The organism is Enterobacter sp. BNK-8 (assembly GCF_048685095.1).
Lineage (GTDB): Bacteria > Pseudomonadota > Gammaproteobacteria > Enterobacterales > Enterobacteriaceae > Enterobacter > Enterobacter quasiroggenkampii.
Genome location: NZ_JBLQTN010000001.1, coordinates 2,268,786 through 2,285,006 on the forward strand (window position 1 = coordinate 2,268,786; position 16,221 = coordinate 2,285,006).

16 protein-coding genes are annotated in these 16,221 nt (G+C 53.5%); 6 read left to right on the plus strand and 10 right to left on the minus strand.

The window, feature by feature from the left end; translation table 11 throughout:
* The first annotated feature begins 35 nt into the window (after positions 1-35).
* Positions 36-1,970 carry an exoribonuclease II gene (locus tag ACMGGU_RS10995; RefSeq protein ID WP_032647557.1) on the plus strand — a complete coding sequence of 645 codons (1,935 nt, stop codon included), beginning with the start codon at positions 36-38 and terminating at the stop codon, positions 1,968-1,970.
* Positions 1,971-2,293: 323 nt separating this feature from the next.
* Positions 2,294-4,285 (plus strand): cyclic di-GMP phosphodiesterase, encoded by a 1,992-nt coding sequence (gene pdeR / locus ACMGGU_RS11000; RefSeq protein ID WP_111966564.1) that lies wholly within the window; start codon positions 2,294-2,296, stop codon positions 4,283-4,285.
* Here the strand turns inward: pdeR and ACMGGU_RS11005 are convergent.
* Positions 4,282-5,151, minus strand: a complete 870-nt coding sequence (locus ACMGGU_RS11005) for a crotonase/enoyl-CoA hydratase family protein (protein ID WP_420300547.1) — start codon at positions 5,149-5,151, stop codon at positions 4,282-4,284. The two genes, pdeR and ACMGGU_RS11005, sit on opposite strands and share 4 nt — an antisense overlap.
* Positions 5,152-5,344: 193 nt before the next feature.
* On the opposite strand from ACMGGU_RS11005, the gene ACMGGU_RS11010 reads away from it, so the two are divergent.
* The 3 genes from ACMGGU_RS11010 (at position 5,345) to osmB (ending at position 6,803) form a co-directional block, all read left to right on the plus strand.
* Positions 5,345-5,527: a hypothetical protein gene (locus ACMGGU_RS11010; protein WP_045908883.1), complete on the plus strand. Its 183-nt coding sequence runs from the start codon at positions 5,345-5,347 to the stop codon at positions 5,525-5,527.
* A 44-nt stretch (positions 5,528-5,571) separates the two neighbouring features.
* A complete protein-coding gene (locus ACMGGU_RS11015) occupies positions 5,572-6,324 on the plus strand; it encodes a DNA-binding transcriptional regulator YciT (RefSeq protein ID WP_045908884.1) in 753 nt (250 codons plus the stop codon).
* 260 nt (positions 6,325-6,584) lie between these two features.
* Positions 6,585-6,803: an osmotically-inducible lipoprotein OsmB gene (gene osmB, locus ACMGGU_RS11020; protein ID WP_008501216.1), complete on the plus strand. Its 219-nt coding sequence runs from the start codon at positions 6,585-6,587 to the stop codon at positions 6,801-6,803.
* A 105-nt stretch (positions 6,804-6,908) separates the two neighbouring features.
* On the opposite strand, the gene yciH is transcribed toward osmB, so the two are convergent.
* The 5 genes from yciH to pgpB all read right to left on the minus strand — a co-directional run bounded on the left by yciH (position 6,909) and on the right by pgpB (position 10,558).
* Positions 6,909-7,235, minus strand: a complete 327-nt coding sequence (gene yciH / locus ACMGGU_RS11025) for a stress response translation initiation inhibitor YciH (RefSeq protein ID WP_063145056.1) — start codon at positions 7,233-7,235, stop codon at positions 6,909-6,911.
* A complete protein-coding gene (pyrF, locus tag ACMGGU_RS11030; RefSeq protein ID WP_063621865.1) occupies positions 7,235-7,972 on the minus strand; it encodes an orotidine-5'-phosphate decarboxylase in 738 nt (245 codons plus the stop codon). The genes yciH and pyrF overlap by 1 nt, the downstream gene beginning before the upstream one ends.
* Before the next feature lie 185 nt (positions 7,973-8,157).
* Positions 8,158-9,327, minus strand: a complete 1,170-nt coding sequence (gene lapB / locus ACMGGU_RS11035; RefSeq protein ID WP_063621868.1) for a lipopolysaccharide assembly protein LapB — start codon at positions 9,325-9,327, stop codon at positions 8,158-8,160.
* A gap of 6 nt (positions 9,328-9,333) precedes the next feature.
* Complete coding sequence (locus ACMGGU_RS11040; protein ID WP_008501212.1) at positions 9,334-9,642, minus strand: LapA family protein; 309 nt, start codon at positions 9,640-9,642, stop codon at positions 9,334-9,336.
* A gap of 148 nt (positions 9,643-9,790) precedes the next feature.
* Complete coding sequence (pgpB, locus tag ACMGGU_RS11045; protein WP_048223612.1) at positions 9,791-10,558, minus strand: phosphatidylglycerophosphatase B; 768 nt, start codon at positions 10,556-10,558, stop codon at positions 9,791-9,793.
* A 197-nt stretch (positions 10,559-10,755) separates the two neighbouring features.
* On the opposite strand from pgpB, the gene ribA reads away from it, so the two are divergent.
* On the plus strand, positions 10,756-11,346 hold the full coding sequence (gene ribA / locus ACMGGU_RS11050) for a GTP cyclohydrolase II (RefSeq protein WP_008501210.1): 591 nt from the start codon (positions 10,756-10,758) through the stop codon (positions 11,344-11,346).
* A gap of 35 nt (positions 11,347-11,381) precedes the next feature.
* Here the strand turns inward: ribA and acnA are convergent, their stop codons facing one another.
* The 4 genes from acnA to cysB form a co-directional block, all read right to left on the minus strand.
* Complete coding sequence (gene acnA, locus ACMGGU_RS11055) at positions 11,382-14,057, minus strand: aconitate hydratase AcnA (RefSeq protein WP_032674926.1); 2,676 nt, start codon at positions 14,055-14,057, stop codon at positions 11,382-11,384.
* 160 nt (positions 14,058-14,217) lie between these two features.
* Positions 14,218-14,316, minus strand: a complete 99-nt coding sequence (gene ymiC / locus ACMGGU_RS11060; protein WP_032623144.1) for a small membrane protein YmiC — start codon at positions 14,314-14,316, stop codon at positions 14,218-14,220.
* Between the two features lie 310 nt (positions 14,317-14,626).
* Complete coding sequence (locus ACMGGU_RS11065; protein ID WP_213327741.1) at positions 14,627-14,767, minus strand: YmiA family putative membrane protein; 141 nt, start codon at positions 14,765-14,767, stop codon at positions 14,627-14,629.
* Between the two features lie 338 nt (positions 14,768-15,105).
* A complete protein-coding gene (gene cysB / locus ACMGGU_RS11070) occupies positions 15,106-16,080 on the minus strand; it encodes an HTH-type transcriptional regulator CysB (RefSeq protein WP_008502814.1) in 975 nt (324 codons plus the stop codon).
* Between the last annotated feature and the right edge of the window lie 141 nt (positions 16,081-16,221).

Genomic DNA, 16,221 nt, shown 5'->3' on the forward strand with positions numbered 1-16,221 from the left:
TGTCAGCCGCTCAATGGCTACGAAAATAGAACATTATGTTTCAGGACAACCCGCTGCTAGCGCAGCTTAAACAGCAACTGCATTCCCAGACGCCGCGTGCAGAAGGGGTCGTAAAAGCCACGGAAAAGGGCTTTGGCTTCCTTGAAGTTGACGCGCAGAAAAGCTACTTCATTCCGCCACCGCAGATGAAGAAAGTGATGCATGGCGATCGCGTCATGGCCGTCATTCATACCGAGAAGGATCGCGAGTCCGCCGAACCGGAAGAACTGATCGAACCGTTCCTGACCCGTTTTGTGGGTAAGGTGCAGCGAAAAGACGATCGTCTTTCTATCGTGCCGGATCATCCTCTGCTGAAAGATGCCATTCCCTGCCGCGCCGCCCGTGGTGTTGAGCATGATTTTAAAGAAGGTGACTGGGCCGTAGCAGAAATGCGCCGTCATCCTCTGAAAGGCGATCGCGGTTTTTATGCGGAATTGACCCAGTTCATTACTTTTGGCGCCGATCATTTCGTGCCATGGTGGGTCACGCTGGCACGCCACAATCTTGAAAAAGAAGCGCCGAACGGCGTGGCAACCGAGATGCAGGACGAAGGTCTGACGCGTCGCGATCTTACCGCGCTGGAGTTTGTCACCATCGACAGCGCCAGCACCGAAGATATGGACGATGCGCTCTACGCTGAAGAGAGTGCCGACGGCAAACTGCACCTGACCGTTGCCATTGCCGATCCCACCGCCTGGATTGTTGAAGGCAGCAAGCTTGACGAAACGGCGAAAATCCGTGCGTTCACGAACTACCTGCCGGGCTTCAACATCCCAATGCTGCCGCGCGAATTGTCAGACGATCTCTGCTCGCTGCGTCCGAATGAAGTGCGTCCGGTCCTTGCCTGCCGCATGACCATTGCTGCGGATGGCGCGATTGAAGACGATATCGAGTTCTTTGCCGCCACCATCGAGTCGAAAGCCAAGCTGGCCTACGATAACGTCTCCGACTGGCTGGAAAATACCGGTAGCTGGAAACCTGAATCAGACGCCATTGCCGCGCAGATCCGTCTGCTGCATCGCATCTGTCTGAACCGCGGCGAGTGGCGTCAAACCCATGCGCTGGTGTTCAAAGATCGCCCGGATTATCGCTTTGTTCTGGGTGAGAAAGGCGAAGTGCTGGATATCGTGGCCGAACCGCGACGCATTGCGAACCGCATCGTTGAAGAGGCGATGATCTCCGCCAACATCTGTGCCGCACGCGTGCTGCGCGACAAGCTGGGCTTTGGCATTTACAACGTCCATACCGGCTTTGATCCGGCGAATACCGAAGCGCTGGCAGCCCTGCTGAAGAATCACGACGTGCACGTCGATCCGGAAGAAGTGCTCACGCTGCCGGGCTTCTGCAAGCTTCGCCGCGAACTGGACGCGCAGCCATCGGGCTTCCTGGACAGCCGCATTCGTCGCTTCCAGTCCTTCGCAGAAATTAGCACCGAGCCTGGCCCGCACTTTGGTCTCGGCCTCGAAGCCTACGCGACCTGGACGTCACCGATCCGTAAGTATGGCGATATGGTTAACCACCGTTTGCTGAAAGCGATTATCAAAGGCGAAACCGTTGCCCGTCCTCAGGAGGACACCACGCTGCAGATGGCCGATCGCCGTCGTCTGAACCGCATGGCGGAACGTGATGTTGGCGACTGGCTGTACGCACGCTTCCTGCAGGATAAAGCCGGTACGGATACCCGTTTCGCCGCAGAAATCATCGATATCAGCCGCGGAGGGATGCGCGTCCGTCTGGTCGATAACGGTGCTGTCGCGTTTATTCCTGCGCCATTCCTGCATGCTGTGCGCGATGAAATGGTCTGTAGTCAGGAAAACGGTACGGTGCAAATTAAAGGTGAAACAGTTTACAAAGTCACCGACGTGATTGACGTCACCATTGCTGAAGTCCGTATGGAAACCCGCAGTATTATCGCGCGTCCTGTCGCCTGATAACCTCTTCAATTGTCGGTCATTTCCTTTCCGGAAGGGCCGACAATTTTTCTTTTTACCCCCGCCACAAAAGCATTATTTTTTCTTACTATTTTCAGTCTCCCTTCGCCCAAATTCGCCATAATTATCTACAGTAAAAGAGTGTTGTTATATTCGGTTACGTGAATTTTTATACGCCCAGTATCCTTTTTAACCTGACTCGTTTTATTATCAGAAATCAGGGAAAAACAATAAGTTCACTTCGGTTTTACCGCTGTTTCTCAACGGAAAAGTCGACTGCAAATGAATAATTTGTGCGCTAATGAACAGCTGCGGGAGAAAACATGATGGACGATCTGGAGCAGAATTTGCTGTTTCGCTACATGGGGACTCACAGTCCATGGTGGCGTTTGTCAGCTGACAGCAATGCTCTGCACCTTGCCGCCAGTGAAAATGCCGATGTCACTCAGGTGATTGCGCTGGACGACGATCAGGCCGATCTTATCCGTCACTTAACCGTGATTACCTCCAGCATTTCCATGACGCTCTCGTTATTCGGGGAAGACCTTCCGGTTCACCTTGTTGGGCGGAAAATTACGCGTAACGAGTGGGCCGGTACCGCTTCCGCCTGGCATGATACCCCCTCCGTGGCGCGCGACCTGGCTCAGGGACTCTCTTTCGCGGAACAGGTCGTTTCAGAGGCTAACTCCGTCATTGTTATCCTCGATCAGAACGGCAATATTCAGCGCTTTAACCGACTAAGCGAAGAGTATACCGGCCTGAAAGAGCAGGAAGTGATTGGCCAGAACGTGTTTAAGCTGTTTATGAGCCGCAGCGAAGCGGCAGCCTCAAAGCGCAATATTTCCGGTTTCTTCCGCAACGGCAGTTCCTACGAAGTCGAGCGCTGGATCAAAACGCGTAAAGGGCAACGACTGTTTCTGTTCAGAAACAAATTCGTTCACAGCGGCAGCGGTAAAAATGAAATTTTCCTTATCTGTTCCGGTACCGATATTACCGAGGAACGCCGCGCTCAGGAACGGCTGCGCGTGCTGGCCAATACCGATACCATCACTGGCTTGCCAAACCGCAATGCAATCCACGACCTGATTTCTGACGCCATCAGTCACCGCGGCGACACGCAGGTTGGCGTGGTGTATCTCGATCTGGACAACTTTAAAAAGGTCAACGACGCTTACGGGCATATGTTTGGCGATCAGCTGTTACAGGCTGTCGCGCTCGCCATTTTGAGCTGTCTGGATGAGGAACAGGTGCTGGCACGACTTGGCGGTGATGAGTTTATCGTCATGGCCACCAATACCTCTCAGGGCTCTCTGGAAGCGATGGCGTCGCGCATTTTAACCCGCCTGCGCCAGCCGTTCCGAATCGGTCTGATTGAAATTTACACCGGCTGTTCCCTGGGCATCGCCCTCGCCCCACAGCATGGCAACGACCGGGAAAGCGTCATTCGCAACGCCGATACCGCCATGTACACCGCCAAAGAGAACGGTCGGGGCAAGTTCTGCGTCTTCTCGCCCGAGATGAACCAACGCGTGTTTGAGTATCTCTGGCTGGATACCAACCTGCGTAAAGCGCTGGATAACGATCAGCTCCTGATTCACTATCAGCCAAAAATCACCTGGCGCGGCGAGGTCAGAAGCCTGGAAGCGCTGGTCCGCTGGCAATCACCCGAACGCGGTTTGATCCCACCGCTGGAGTTTATCTCTTATGCCGAGGAGTCGGGGTTGATCGTGCCGCTGGGCCGCTGGGTGATGCTCGATGTGGTTCGCCAGGTGGCAAAATGGCGCGATAAGGGAATAAACCTGCGCGTGGCCGTGAACGTCTCTGCGCGTCAGCTGGCCGACCAGACTATCTTTAGTGACTTAAAGCAGGCGCTGAAGGATCTGAACTTTGAATACTGCCCGGTGGACGTCGAATTAACCGAAAGCTGTCTTATCGAGAACGAAGAGCTGGCGCTCTCCGTGATTCAGCAGTTCAGCAGGCTGGGGGCGCAAATTCATCTCGACGATTTTGGTACCGGCTACTCCTCCCTTTCGCAGCTGGCCCGCTTCCCTATTGACGCCATAAAACTCGATCAATCGTTTGTCAGGGATATTCATAAGCAGTCCATCTCCCAGTCACTGGTGCGCGCCATCGTCGCGGTGGCGCAGGCGTTAAACCTGCAGGTGATTGCCGAAGGGGTCGAAAATGCAAAAGAAGACGCCTTTCTGACCAAGAACGGCGTCAACGAACGGCAGGGTTTTCTGTTTGCTAAGCCGATGCCCGCTGCCGCATTCGAGCGATGGCTAAAACGCTATCAGGTGCGAAAACAGCATTAACTGGCTTTACGCAAGCCCGCCGCGTGATGGCGGTTTTGCAGCATCACCAGACGCTCCATGTAGGCGATATCTTTCGGTTCAAGGCAGAAAGCCGCGTCTACCCAGTCCTCCGTGATGTCCATCAGTTCACTGCGCGGCAATTGCAGAACGCGCGTCCGGGCGCGCAGCATCGCCCTCACGCCATTCAGTTTTGGCCGTAGCGTGTCGATGAAGGTTCGGGTGGAGACATAGCTTTGTCCGGGTTCAAACAGGAGATCCACCAGGCCGTGCTGTTCGTACCATTCCGCTGTATGGGATTCCCCTTTGTAGATGAGCTCCTCTGCCAGCTTCATGCCTGAACGGCGTGCAACCAGGGAATATCCCCCCATGCCCGGAAACAGGTTAAAGGCAATTTCGGGGAAACCTAAGCGGGCGTCGCGCTGAGCCAGAACGAAATGGTGCGCAAGAGCGGCCTCAAACCCGCCCCCTAACGCGCTGCCTTCAACCATGGCCAGAGAGATGGCCCCCGTATCAAATCCCCGCGAGGCCGCATGCACGCAATCAACGCAGGCGCGCGCATAGGCCCGTAACGCTTCACGTCGACCGTGCTGAATGCACTCAACGAAGAACTGCAGGTCACCGCCCGCGTTATACATCTCGGGAACCAGCGATCCGGTCACCCAAAAATTAACCGCAAAACCAGACTGGCGGACGAGCCATGAAAAATTCATGATCTCCTCTATCAATGCATGGTTGAAGCAAGGCCGTGGCTGAGCCCGTAACATCATCCAGACGGTATGTCGCTCCGCCTCGTAATACCCTGACAGCTGGGTGAACCGTTCAGTATCGGTAAACAGTGTACAGGTAGGCTGATTGATAACTGTCATAGTCTACTTCCTCCTATAAAAAAGCGCGTTGCGCGCAGTTTTAGACTAATCCACTCAATAAGCCCGCTGTATGAGGGGGAATAATTTTATCACTTCCGTTTATGTAATTTAGTTATTGCATTTTTTCCCTTCTCTTTTGAACCCAATTTCTGCATCATTGAAAATATTAACTTTTCGCGCCTGGGGTGAGATTATGTCTACGATTGACGCACAAGCTGTAGCACAACGAATTGATACCGTGCTGGATATCCTGGTGGCGGGCGATTATCACTCTGCTATCCGTAATCTTGAGATCCTGAAGTCTGAACTTCTTGCTCAGCATGGCGCTGACGCTGCGCCCGAAAACAGACAGCCAAAAGCGCCGTGGGAAGTTTAACGCCCACCGTTTCCGACCTCGTTTCGCTTTATTAAATGGATGCTATGAATTCCCGACAACAACTCATTTTGCAGATGGTCATCGATCAGGGACGCGTAAGCGTAGTCGATCTCGCGAAAACCACTGGCGTTTCTGAAGTCACCATCCGTCAGGATCTTAATCTGCTGGAAAAACAGAGCTACCTGCGTCGCGCGCACGGCTATGCGGTCCCGCTGGACAGTGATGACGTTGAGACGCGCATGATGAACAACTACGCGCTCAAACGTGAACTGGCGGAATTTGCTGCCTCCCTGGTGAACAACGGTGAGACCGTCTTTATTGAAAACGGCAGCAGTAATGCCCTTCTGGCGCGAACACTTGCCGATCAAAAAGACGTTACCATCATTACCGTCAGCAGCTATATCGCGCATCTGCTTAAAGAGACGCGCTGCGAGGTGATTCTGCTGGGCGGTATTTATCAGAAAAAAAGCGAAAGCATGGTTGGCCCGCTGACCCGTCAGTACGTCCAGCAGGTTCATTTCAGTAAGGCCTTTATCGGGATTGACGGCTGGCAGCCGGAGACAGGTTTTACCGGCCGGGATATGATGCGCTCTGACGTGGTCAATGCCGTACTGGAAAAAGAGTGCGAAGCCATTGTGCTCACCGACAGCTCTAAATTTGGTGCCGTTCATCCTTACACGATGGGTCCCGCTTCACGCTTTAGCCGCGTGATTACCGATGACCGTTTGAGCGAAGCGCATCGCAATAAACTCGAAGAGAGCGGTCTGATCGTCAATATTATTGAAACCAGCGCATGATTTCCCTCCGCGCCCGAATTTCGGGCGCGCATGTTCTTTCTCTGAGATGATTCTTAACCCTGCTTTAAGAGTTTTTACCTGTATAACCTGCCCTAAAGTCGTAAAATTACTGTTAGCGATATAACAGGAAGTGACTATCACCTGCGTGATGAAGTAACGCCTGCGCGACCAGCTTTCACGGGGAAAAGAATTAAGTATTCGATTCGTCTATACTTAACGTGTACATCTTTCCGTGAATCGATAATTCAGGAGAAAGTATTATGACCTTAACCAGCAAAAAATTAGCCGCCGCTGTTCTGGCAATCACTGTAGCAATGTCCCTGAGCGCATGCTCTAACTGGTCTAAACGTGACCGTAACACCGCGATTGGTGCCGGTGCCGGTGCTCTCGGTGGTGCAGTATTAACGGATGGTAGTACGCTGGGTACATTAGGTGGCGCTGCTGTCGGTGGTATTATCGGTCACCAGGTTGGCAAATAATTATTATCTAAGCCTTCCTCGATATTGCGATATTTAAACGCATTTCAGGTCTGACATACGCACGTATACAACACGAGCCACGGCATTTGCCGTGGCTCATTTATTTTAGCCGCCTGCCAGTTTAACTTTCATGCCTTTGGCTTCCAGCAGTGATTTTATTAAATCACGTTTATCACCCTGGATTTCAATAATCCCGTCCTTTACGGCACCGCCGCAGCCACATTTCTTTTTCAGCTCGGCAGCCAGCTTAGTCAGTTCTGCATCATCCAGATCAATGCCGGAGATAAGGCAGACCCCTTTCCCCTTACGTCCGCTGGTTTGACGCTGAATCCGAACGATACCGTCTCCCTTTGGACGCTCCACTTTGGCTTTCGGTTCGTCTATCCGCCCGGAATCGGTTGAGTAGACCAGACGGCTGTTGGAATCGGTCATTACGCCCCCTTGTTCAGCGATGCATTGATAGCCTTAAGCGTCTCAGCCGGGTTTGCAGACTGCGTCACCGGACGCCCGATAACCATATAGTCTACGCCCGCCGCCAGCGCCTGCTCAGGCGTCATAATGCGGCGCTGATCGCCCACGTCGCTGCCCGCAGGGCGAATCCCTGGCGTGACGAGTTTAAAATCCTGGCCCAGTGCTGATTTGAAACGTACCGCTTCCTGCGCGGAGCAGACAACACCATCCAGGCCGCACTGCTGCGTCAAACGGGCGAGACGTTCAGCATGCTCCGCAGGTGACAACGTCACGCCAAGGTCGCGTAAATCACTTTCGTCCATACTGGTCAGCACGGTGACGGCGATCAGCAACGGCGCGTCCTTACCGAACGGCAGGAGCGCCTCACGGGCGGCGGTCATCATTCTTGCCCCACCCGACGCATGGACGTTGACCATCCATACACCCAGCTCTGCGGCTGCAGCAACGGCGTGGGCCGTGGTATTCGGAATATCATGGAATTTGAGGTCGAGGAAAACGTCAAAGCCGCGCTGTTGCAGATCGCGAACGATTTGCGGTCCAAACAGCGTGAACATCTCTTTGCCAACTTTCAGACGGCAGTCGCGAGGGTCGATACCGTCGACAAACGCCAATGCAGCGTCACGCTTATTGTAATCAAGCGCAACAACAACAGGAGAATCCGTAATTACGCGGGAAGTGGAGGATGTAACAGACGTCATGACCAGCCCTTTTCGTCTATGGGCGCGCAGCGGCGCGGAACAGATAAACGGCCAGCATTCTACCTGCCGCCGCCGCAAATTGACAGAAGCCATTTATGTCCCTGCCAGGCTGGCAAACCGCACGGTATTGAGAAAGTGCTAAAAGCCATCAGTATGTTGTAACTAAAATGAAGGCTTTTAAAAAATCACTGCCCGTCCAGGCCGCGGATTGGCTTGATGGTTGACCAGGCCCGGCATGAAGGACAATGCCAATAGAGGGTATAGGCGGTAAAACCACACTTCTGGCAACGGTAACGCGGCTTGCTGCGCACCTGTTCGCCAACCATGTCGCGCAGCACCATCAGGCTCTCTTTGGCGCGCCCTTCTTCCGCGTCGTTCAGGTGGTAATCCATCAGCTTATGGAAGACCCGCATCGTCGGATGACGCTGAAGCTGTCGGGTGATATAGACTTGCGCGGTGTCGCCACCCTCATACTGCTCAACAACGTCAGCGAGCATCAGTTCCGCGGTTGCGCCGGTATTCTCTTCCACGCAGCGACGCAGGAACGCCACCCATTCTTCCTGCTTGTCCAGCTGTTGATAGCAGGTTTGCAGCATCTCCAGCGTTTCACTGACCAGCTCTTTGTCCTGATCGATAACCCGCAGCAGGCTTTCAACGGCTTTGGCGTAGTCGCCATTCGCCATAAAGACGCGCCCCATCATGATAGAGATACGGGCGCTGTTGCGGTCCGCGGCGGCACCTTTCTTCAGCAACGTCATGGCTTTATCCATGTCGTCGTTGCCCATCTGCTGAAGGGCAAGTTCACAGTAGAAATGGGCTATCTCAACGCGCTGCTTATCTTTACCCAGCTTCACCAGACGTTCGGCCGTATCAATGGCTTTTTGCCAGTCGCTGGTGGCCTGATAGATCTGCAGGAGCTGCTGCAACGCGCCGATGCGGAAATCTGTTTCATCCACCAGTTGAGCGAACATATCTTCAGCGCGATCGTACAACCCCGCGGCCATGTAATCTCGTCCCAGCTGTTGTACGGCCAGGAGTCGTTGATCGTAGGTCAGCGAGGCGCTTTCCATCAGGGTCTGGTGAATACGAATGGCGCGGTCAACCTCGCCGCGCGAGCGGAACAGGTTACCCAGGGTAAGATGCGCTTCAACGGTCCCCGTATCCTCTTTCAGCATGTCGAGGAACAGGTCCACCGCTTTGTCCTGCTGATTGCTCAGGAGGAAGTTGACCCCCGCAACGTAGTCGCGGGAGAGTCGGTTGGCCTCATCCTGTTTTGTTTGTTGCGCACTTCTGCGGCCCATATACCAGCCATAGGCTGCGGCGACAGGCAAAAGCAGAAACAACAACTCCAGCATCGTCGATTATTCCTTCACGACCGGCACGCCAGAGCTTTCCGGCATGTCGGACGCAGGCGCAATGTGATGTTCGAGTCGTTTGATTTTACGTTCTGCGCGCGCAAGCGAAACACGGACTTTTAACCAGAACAAACCGCAAACCAGCCAGCCAATGGCAAAGCCTGCAGCAAATAAGACCGCGAGCAGGCTCGACACACGGTATTCACCCTGAGCCAGCAGATAGTTAAACGTCACCTGCTGATCGTTTTGTGCACCCAATGTGACTGAAATGACAAAAATCGCCAATACCAGTAAGAAAATGAGTAAATATTTCACATTACTTCCCGTTATGTGGTTCAAGCGAATAAAGTGTGTTCAACTTAACGCAATCAGCCTTATAAACTACCATTTTAGTGACGGGCGCGAAACGGAAAAAGTGACGCGCACGTCATGGATCTATGGGCAAAATGCGGAATATCAACCGTCAGGCGTCCGTTTGGTCCCTTTCGGCTATTTCTTCTTTCTCTTCCGGCGGTGGCGTTAGCGGGCCGCAGAATCGTTCAGCCAGCCAGGTCGCCAGCATCACCAGCAGCCACGAGATGAGCGTGGCAACGACCAGATCCCGTGGCCAGTGCATCCCCAGCAGTAAGCGGCTGCCCATGACCGCCGTCGCCCAGACCAGTAGAATCACGATAGTGACCGTACGCCGTCTTGGCCAAAGCAGCCCAACCCCCAGCAGCGCCCAGCTGGCGGCAAACATGGTATGGCCAGAAGGAAACGCGAACCCGGTCTCTTTCTGCCAGTGTTTTCGCAAGAATTTCGGGATATCCTGCTGTTCCGCAAGCTGTTCTTTGACCAGCGCGCCGCGATCTTTACGCTTTAAAGTGTAGAACTCATCCACCGGAACATGGTGCGTTTTTTCCAGCCAGACGACAAAAGGACGCGGCTCCTGAACGCGATCTTTCACCCAGGATTTTACGCCCTGACCGATAAGGATAGCGCCACCGAGGATAGCAAAGAGCATCAGCGCCGCGCGCAGACGAAAGCGCAGGCACCACAGAAACCAGGCGCAGAGGAGAACGTGGGTAATAATTCCCCAGGGCTGGGTGACCGTTTCCGTAATCCAGTATAACGTTTTCAACCACGTGGCGTTCTGCCCGGGCTGCCACATCCACCCGGAAAGCCATACGGCCAAAGGCATAATCAGTAAAATGGCCGCACCTGCTGCCGTACGTCTGGCTATTGAATGCATGTCTTCTCCTTTTTCGCTAAGCGTCACAATCATAACTGAAATTTATTCACCTGGTGGAGATGTCGGATCGTGCGTTTAACGTTCATATAGCATGGTGCCCATTAGGCGAACATGCTGAGCTTGTGGCAAAATAAACTGATACAGAAAGCAAAACAGGGCACAGGCACGAAACGTGTCAGCCTACTCTGGAGAATCACATGCAGCTTAAACGTGTGGCAGAAGCCAAACTGCCAACCCCATGGGGCGATTTCCTGATGGTGGGTTTTGAAGAACTGGCAACCGGACAGGATCATGTCGCACTGGTGTATGGCGACATTTCAGGGCAGACACCGGTGCTGTCCCGCGTCCATTCAGAGTGTCTCACCGGCGATGCGTTGTTCAGCCTGCGCTGTGATTGCGGTTTCCAGCTGGAAGCAGCCCTTTCTCATATTGCTGAAGAAGGCCGCGGCGTGCTGCTTTATCACCGTCAGGAAGGACGTAATATTGGTTTGCTGAATAAAATTCGCGCCTACGCGCTTCAGGACCAGGGCTACGATACGGTTGAAGCGAACCATCAGCTCGGTTTTGCCGCCGACGAACGTGATTTCACCCTGTGCGCCGATATGTTCAAGCTGCTGGGCGTGGACGAAGTACGTCTGCTGACCAATAACCCGAAAAAAGTGGAGATCCTGACCGAAGCCGGGATCAACATCGTTGAACGCGTACCGCTGATTGTCGGCCGTAACCCGAAAAACGCCCACTACCTTGATACCAAAGCCGCCAAAATGGGCCATCTGCTGAAAGAGTGATATAAAAAGCCCGGCACGCGTGCCGGGCTCGTTCATCAATCCAGCATCTTACGAATCACGTAATGTAAAATGCCGTCGTTCTGGTAGTAGGTCAGCTCGGTTGCCGTATCAATACGGCACCGGCAATCCAGCACCTCGGTTTTCCCGTCTGCCCGCGTTAACGTTACCGGCACCGTTTTACCCGGCTGCAGGTTTTGCAGGCCGCTAATGTCAATCTGCTCTTCCCCGGTCAGGCCCAGCGTTTTACGCGTCACGCCCTGCGGGAACTCAAGCGGCAGGATCCCCATGCCAATCAGATTCGAACGGTGAATACGTTCGAACGATTCGGCGATGACCACCCGAACGCCAAGCAGGCGCGGCCCTTTCGCCGCCCAGTCGCGGCTGGAGCCGGAACCGTACTCTTTCCCGGCAATCACCGCCAGCGGCGTCCCTTCCTGTTGGTATTTAACGGCCGCATCATAGATCGACACAACTTCCGTTCCAGGCAGATGACGCGTCATGCCCCCTTCCACACCCGGCACCATTTCGTTACGAATGCGGATGTTGGCAAAGGTCCCGCGCATCATGACTTCATGGTTACCGCGGCGCGAGCCGTAAGAGTTAAAATCGCGGCGTTCGACACCCCGGCTTTGCAGGTAACGGCCTGCCGGGCTATCGGCTTTGATGCTCCCGGCCGGAGAGATATGGTCCGTCGTGACGGAATCCCCCAGCATGGCCAGGATGCGCGCGCCGTGGATATCCTTAAGCGGCGCGGGCTCGGCCTGCATCTCATCAAAGAACGGCGACAGACGAATATAGGTCGAGTCATCCTGCCAGCCATAGGTATCCGAACCTGCAACATTGATGGCTTTCCATTCCGGCGTGCCTTCAAAGACTTCCGCGTACTCTTTGCGGAACATCTCGGTAGAGACCTTCTCAACGGCCAGCGCGATTTCTCGCGAGGATGGCCAGATATCTTTCAGATAGACAGGGTCATTCTTGCGATCGTGACCAATCGGATCGGTCACCAGGTTGATATTCATGTTCCCTGCGAGAGCGTATGCCACGACCAGCGGCGGCGAAGCAAGCCAGTTGGTTTTTACCAGCGGGTGAATGCGCCCTTCAAAGTTTCGGTTACCGGAAAGAACGGCGCCTACCGTCAGGTCACCCTGCTTGATCGCCGTTTCGATGGGTTCAGGCAGTGGCCCGGAGTTACCAATACAGGTCGTACAGCCGTAGCCCACGAGGTTAAAGCCCAGCTCGTCCAGGTACGGCGTCAGTTTGGCCTGAGCCAGGTAGTCCGACACCACTTTGGATCCCGGGGCCAGCGAGGCCTTAACCCACGGCTGAGGTTTTAACCCAAGCTCGACCGCCTTTTTAGCCAGCAGACCGGCTGCCATCAATACGCTGGGGTTGGACGTGTTGGTGCAGGAGGTAATGGCGGCAATAACAACCGCGCCATCCGGAAGCTGATATTGATGCCCGTTCAGAACATAGTCGACGGGACGATGGTCTTTCTGCGCCACGTTTACTTCCAGGGCATTGCTGGCGGCAAACGCTTTCGGCACGTCAGACAACGCAACCCGATCCTGCGGACGTTTCGGCCCCGCGAGGCTCGCTTCGACGCTTCCCATATCAAGTTCAAGCGTGCTGGTGAAAACAGGCTCATCGCCCGGATTGCGCCACATGCCCTGCGCTTTGGTATACGCTTCCACCAGCGCGACCTGCTCTTCGCTGCGGCCGCTAAGGCGCATGTACTCCAGCGTGACGTCGTCAATGGGGAAAAAGCCGCAGGTGGCACCGTATTCCGGCGCCATATTGGCAATGGTGGCGCGGTCGGCCAGCGGCAGCGAATCCAGACCGTCACCGTAGAATTCAACAAACTTGCCCACCACGCCATGCTTACGCAGCATCTGGGTGACGGTCAGCACCAGATCGGTGGCGGTAATGCCTTCAGAAAGCTTTCCGGTCAGCTTGAAGCCCACCACATCCGGGATAAGCATGGATACCGGCTGGCCGAGCATGGCGGCTTCCGCTTCAATACCGCCGACGCCCCAGCCCAGCACGCCCAGACCGTTGATCATGGTGGTATGCGAATCCGTGCCCACCAGGGTGTCTGGATAAGCGACCCACTCTTTATCCTGCAATTCGCTCCAGACGGCTTTACCCAGATATTCAAGGTTCACCTGGTGACAAATGCCGGTGCCTGGCGGGACCACGCTAAACCGGCTGAACGCCTGCTGTCCCCACTTCAGAAATACGTAGCGCTCGTGGTTGCGCTCCATCTCCAGACGCACGTTTTCGCCAAAGGCGTCATCATCACCGAAGTGGTCAACGGTGACGGAGTGGTCAATGACGAGGTCAACCGGGGAAAGCGGGTTAACTTTTGCCGTATCCCCGCCGAGACGCTTAACGGCTTCGCGCATCGCGGCCAAATCAACCACGGCCGGAACACCGGTAAAGTCCTGCATCAGCACCCTTGCCGGGCGGTAGGCGATTTCTCTGTCGGCATGGGCCTTCTCAAGCCACCCTGCCAGCGCCTGGATATCATCGAGCGTGACAGAATCACCGTCCTGCCAGCGCAAGAGGTTTTCCAGTAAAACTTTCAATGACTTGGGTAAACGCGAAATGTCCCCAAGCGTTCTGGCAGCCAGCGGCAGGCTGTAGTAGTGCCAGGTTTTATTTTCTGCCTGTAATGTGTCCTTACTGGCTTCGCGTAGGGTTAACGACATAAGCTCCTCCTTAATCACAGAGATGCCCTGACAATCATCAGGGCCGTAATTAAAGATAACACAAAGATGTCGTAACGTTTTGATAACAACCCAAATTGATAAATTTAGGATTGGTCCAGCGCGGGGAAACAAAAACCCCGCCGTAGCGAGGTTTTACAATTTAGTGGAGCGCCAGCCAGATGAGCTGACTCCAGAACAGAATCGACACGGTAAAAACGCCGATCCACGACCAGTATTTGTGAGACGTCATGTTATTCATCATAGGGACACCAGGCATTATTTATAAAAATTCCGAGGTCGTTCCTCAGTGCTATATTGCTGATGTGTATTTATTAAAGAGTACAAAAGCGCAGAGTCGATATTCAGACTATTTGCATCATTACGCAATAAACTAAATTATTGTTTTTTGGGTTCGTCTTCTGCGAACACATCAATAAAAGCCTGCTGCTGCGGCGTCAGTTTCCAGGACGCGGGTACAACAGTCGCAGGTGCTTTACGCCCTCTGTGGCCGCTGTCACGATGCTGACACATCTGTTTTACCGAAGCTGTACGTACCGTCACTGACATATTTAACCCCAATATTTCCAGGCCAGGAGAGCAACCACCACCCAAAACAGGGTAGAGACGAGAAAGACCGCCAGCCAGGCTTTACGCTTGAGCGCAGGATCCCTTTGCGGTTCTTCACTTCCTGAAGGCATTGCTAACCTCATACAATCGACATCGCTTATCATTTAGGACCAAACAATTGGTACAATTAATCATCTGTTGAGATAAATCCTAAAGAAACTTTAGCCGAAAAGCCAGTGAATTTACGCACCGGGAGGTATGAAATATTCAATCTTTTGACCAGAAATAAATAATTGAAAAGAAAAATTTGCGAAGGCGTAAATTAGTTTCTACTTTTGTCGCCAATTCACGACATTATAACCTTACGTATTAAATGGATAATGACATTATATGGCAGGGGAATCGCAGATGATGATAATTCTAATTTAGCTTTGAGAGGTTATTTCGGTATCTTTCCCTGGGGGAAAGATACCGGGTGTGATTATTTTTCGGGAAGTTTGATGTCTTTAAACATCTCTTCAATATCTTCATTTGAGCGTAATGCCACGGCGGTATCAACCACATCACGCGTTAAATGAGGGGCAAAGCGCTGAATAAAATCATACATATAGCTGCGCAGGAAGGTGCTGCGGCGGAAACCAATTTTTGTGGTGCTATGGCTGAAAACATCATGCGCATCAAGACGCACCAGGTCAGGGTCTGACACCGGATCCACCGCCATGCTGGCAATGACGCCCACCCCCAATCCAAGCCGGACATAGGTCTTAATCACGTCGGCGTCCGTCGCGGTAAAGACAATGCGCGGCGTTAATCCTGCCCGGTTAAAGGCCGTATCAAGCTCAGAACGCCCGGTAAAGCCAAAGGTATACGTCACCAGAGGATACTGGGCCAGCTCTTCGATAGTGACCGACCCTTTACCCGCCAGGGGGTGATCGGGGGTCACCACAATAGAACGGTTCCAGTGGTAGCACGGGAGCATGACCAGATCGTCATAGAGGTGAAGCGCTTCGGTGGCGATGGCAAAGTCTGCATTCCCCTTGGAGACGGCTTCAGCGATTTGCGTTGGCGAGCCCTGGTGCATATGCAACGAGACGCGAGGATAACGCTCGATAAAGCCTTTGATCACGCCTGGCAGCGCATAGCGCGCCTGCGTATGCGTGGTGGCAATGTACAGCGAGCCTTTATCCGGCCAGGTATGCTCCCCTGCCACAGACTTAATCGCATCGACTTTGGAGAGGACTTCCCGCGCAATGCGGATGATTTCCTGCCCCGCCGGCGTCACCTGGGTAAGATGCTTACCGCTGCGGGCGAAAATCTGAATGCCTAACTCATCCTCCAGCATACGAACTTGTTTGCTGATGCCCGGTTGCGAGGTATATAACCCCTCGGCGGTAGAAGAGACGTTAAGGTTATGATTCACCACCTCAACGATATAACGAAGCTGCTGTAATTTCATGCCAGACCATCCGATTTAGCGCATGCGGTCAATCGCTTAAGACGATTTAATAATAAGAAACAGGTTAACTATAACCACTATATCATTTATAGCCTGACTGTATAGTACGGAACAAAAAATAATAACAAGGTAATAAAAAAG